This window comes from Immundisolibacter sp. (assembly GCF_041625615.1).
Lineage (GTDB): Bacteria > Pseudomonadota > Gammaproteobacteria > Immundisolibacterales > Immundisolibacteraceae > Immundisolibacter.
Window position 1 is genome coordinate 1 of sequence record NZ_JBFJTF010000204.1, and the last position, 2,658, is coordinate 2,658.

The 2,658-nt window shown below is 73.0% G+C and carries 2 protein-coding genes and 1 pseudogene; 2 read left to right on the top strand and 1 reads right to left on the bottom strand.

Features of this window, described 5'->3' with window-relative positions:
• The first annotated feature begins 136 nt into the window (after positions 1–136).
• Entirely contained in the window at positions 137–1,198 is a 1,062-nt protein-coding gene (lptG, locus tag ABYX71_RS11410) for an LPS export ABC transporter permease LptG (RefSeq protein WP_372696617.1), read from the top strand.
• Between the two features lie 77 nt (positions 1,199–1,275).
• On the opposite strand, the gene ABYX71_RS11415 is transcribed toward lptG, so the two are convergent.
• A complete protein-coding gene (locus tag ABYX71_RS11415; RefSeq protein ID WP_372696618.1) occupies positions 1,276–2,202 on the bottom strand; it encodes a metallophosphoesterase in 927 nt (308 codons plus the stop codon).
• Between the two features lie 62 nt (positions 2,203–2,264).
• On the opposite strand from ABYX71_RS11415, the pseudogene ABYX71_RS11420 reads away from it, so the two are divergent.
• Positions 2,265–2,658, top strand: a pseudogene (locus ABYX71_RS11420) (hypothetical protein); the annotation flags it as partial.

The window sequence follows — 2,658 nt, forward strand, 5'->3', positions numbered from 1 at the left end:
ACCTGCTGGCGGTGGCGATGGACGCGGTCGAGAACGGCGACCTGCCGCCATGGCCGGGTGTCCTGCTGGTGCCGCTGGCAGCCGGCGGGGTGCTGGCACTGTTGATGTGGATGCCGCGCTGGCGGCGACGACGCACATGATCCTGGCCCGCTACCTGGCCCGCTCCATGGCCCAGGGCTACCTGCTGGTGGCGCTGGTGTTCGTGGCGCTGTTCAGCTTCATCGAACTCGTCCAGCAACTGGACGACGTCGAGGGCACCTACACCCTGGTCGACGCCTTCCTGTACGTGCTGATGATGCTGCCGCGCCGGCTGCTGGACGCCACGCCGGTAATCGCCCTGCTCGGCACGCTGGTACCGCTCGGCCTGCTGGCCGACGGCAACGAGATTCTGGCCATCCGCGCCGCCGGCCTGCCACTGCGGCGGCTGATCGGCATGGTGCTGGCCCCGGGCCTGGCGCTGCTGGTGCTGATGCTGCTGCTGGCGCAGTTCGTGGCGCCGGCGCTGGAGATGCGCGCCGAGCGCATGCGCGCGGCGGCGCTGGCCGAGGATGTGTCGGTGGACTTCCGGGGGGGGTTCTGGTCACGTGACGGCCGACACTTCGTCAACGTCGGACGCATGCAGCGCGGCCGCATTCCGTCCGACATCGCGGTGTACGAATTCGACGACAACGGCCGCCTGCGCCGCTACCTGCACGCCGACAGCGCCCGCCTGGGCGAGGGCCGCCAATGGCTGTTGCGTGACGTGGTGGTCAAGGATCTGCTGCCGGCGCCGGCGCGCGCCCGTCAACTGCCGGAGCTCGAATGGCGGTCGTTCCTGAGCGCCGAGCAGCTCGGCGTGCTGGTGGTGCCGCCGCAGACCCTGTCGCCGGTTGACCTCTTCCATTACGTGCGCGACCAGCGGGCGCGCAACGAGCAGGTCCCCCAGGAGGAACTGCGGCTGTGGCAACAGATCGCCCAGCCGCTGGTGACGCTGGCCATGATGCTGGTGGCCATTCCCCTGGTGGTCGGCAGCAACCGCGCCAGCACGCTGAGCCGGCGCGTGGTGGCCGGCACGGTGGCCGGCATCGGCCTGTACTTCGTCACCCAGACGCTGGGCTATCTGGGCCTGCTGTGGCAGCTGCCGGCGCCGCTGACGGCTCTGCTGCTGCCCGTGCTGATCCTCGCCTTCGCCGGCCGGCTGCTGCGCCGGCTGCGCTAGGAAAACCCAGAAAGACGCGCCGCCAGGGGTGTCCTGTTCGCTGCCCGCGGCTCACGCCGGCGCTGCGTGCCCAGGCCTCAGCCGGCGCTGGCGAACTGCCGGGTTTCCTGCCAGGCACAGTCCTGCGTGGCCGGGCGGTACACGCGCCGCCCGAGCGTCACCCGCCAGGCGCCCCCGGCGCGCGCCGGCGACAACAGGCTGTAGCCGGCCATGCGCCCGGGCCGCGGGTCGCAGGCCGACGCCGACGGCGCACCCACCACCGGCACCGGACCGCCCGGCCCCGCCAGCTGCGCCCAGGTGGCGCGGTGGGCATGGCCGTGCAGCACCACCCCGGCGCCGTGACGGGCGATGGCGGCCGCAAACGGACGCTGATCGGTCAGGCGCTTGCGCCAACCGACCACGCCGGGTGCCGGCGGGTGATGCACCACCACCACACGGAACAGGCCCTCGCGCGCACCCTGCGCCAGGGCGTCCTCAAACAGCCCGAGCTGCCGCCGACCGAGCGTGCCGGTGGCCAGGGCGGGCCAGGTGGCCACCGCGCTCGACAGGCCGATCAACAGCAGCTCGCCGTGCCGGCGCAGCCACGGCTCGCCATCCGGCGCACCCAGCCACCGCTGCCACGACGCACGACCGGCCGGCCAGGCGCCGGCCACGTAGGCCTCGTGGTTGCCGGGCACCAGCAGCAGGCGCTCGGGCGGCACGAAGCCCGCCAGCCACTGCGCCGCCTGGGCGAACTCGTCGCGCAGGCCCACCTGCACCAGATCGCCACTGAGCGCCACCTGCTCCGGTGCCCGCGCGCGCAGGTCGTCGACCACCGTCGCCAGCACCGGCAGGCGGTGCCGATGACGCCGGCGCCGGCGCCAGGAGGCGCGTCCCAGACGCCGCTTCAGCGGCCAGTCGGCCGCGACCGGGCGCAGCGGATCGGTCAGGTGCGGATCGGACAGGTGCGCCAGCGCCCACGTGTCGGGCAGGTCACTGTCAGGCGCGCAATCAGTGGCATTCATTGGGGAACGGCTGGGGGATGAAGCGGTCGCCGCGCCCGGCGGCGGCGCCTGCTTGATATACGATGGCGCCCCGTTTTTCCAGCTTCGAGGATGCAGTCAAGGTGAAACCGCTGGCAATTCTGGTCGGCCAGGCGCCCGTGCGCCTGTGGGGAATCGACGGGCGCGAGCGGCTGCGGCGCGTGCTGGGCAAGCTCGGCGTCGAGCTGCACGACGAACACGCCACAGCGCCAACCGGGCGCGACCTGCTGTACCTGCGCGCCGATTACCTGTTCGACGAGCGCGTGGTCGCGGCCCTGCTGGAAACACCGGGCGTCGCCCTTCGCGCCACCGCCGACGGGCCGCTGGTGGCCCTGCACGCCGCGGCCGCGCAGGCGGCGCCGGCCAGCGCGGTGCTGGCCGGCCAGACACCGGTCGACGGGTACCGCATCGAGACGCCCGAAAGCCTGGCAAGCGCCT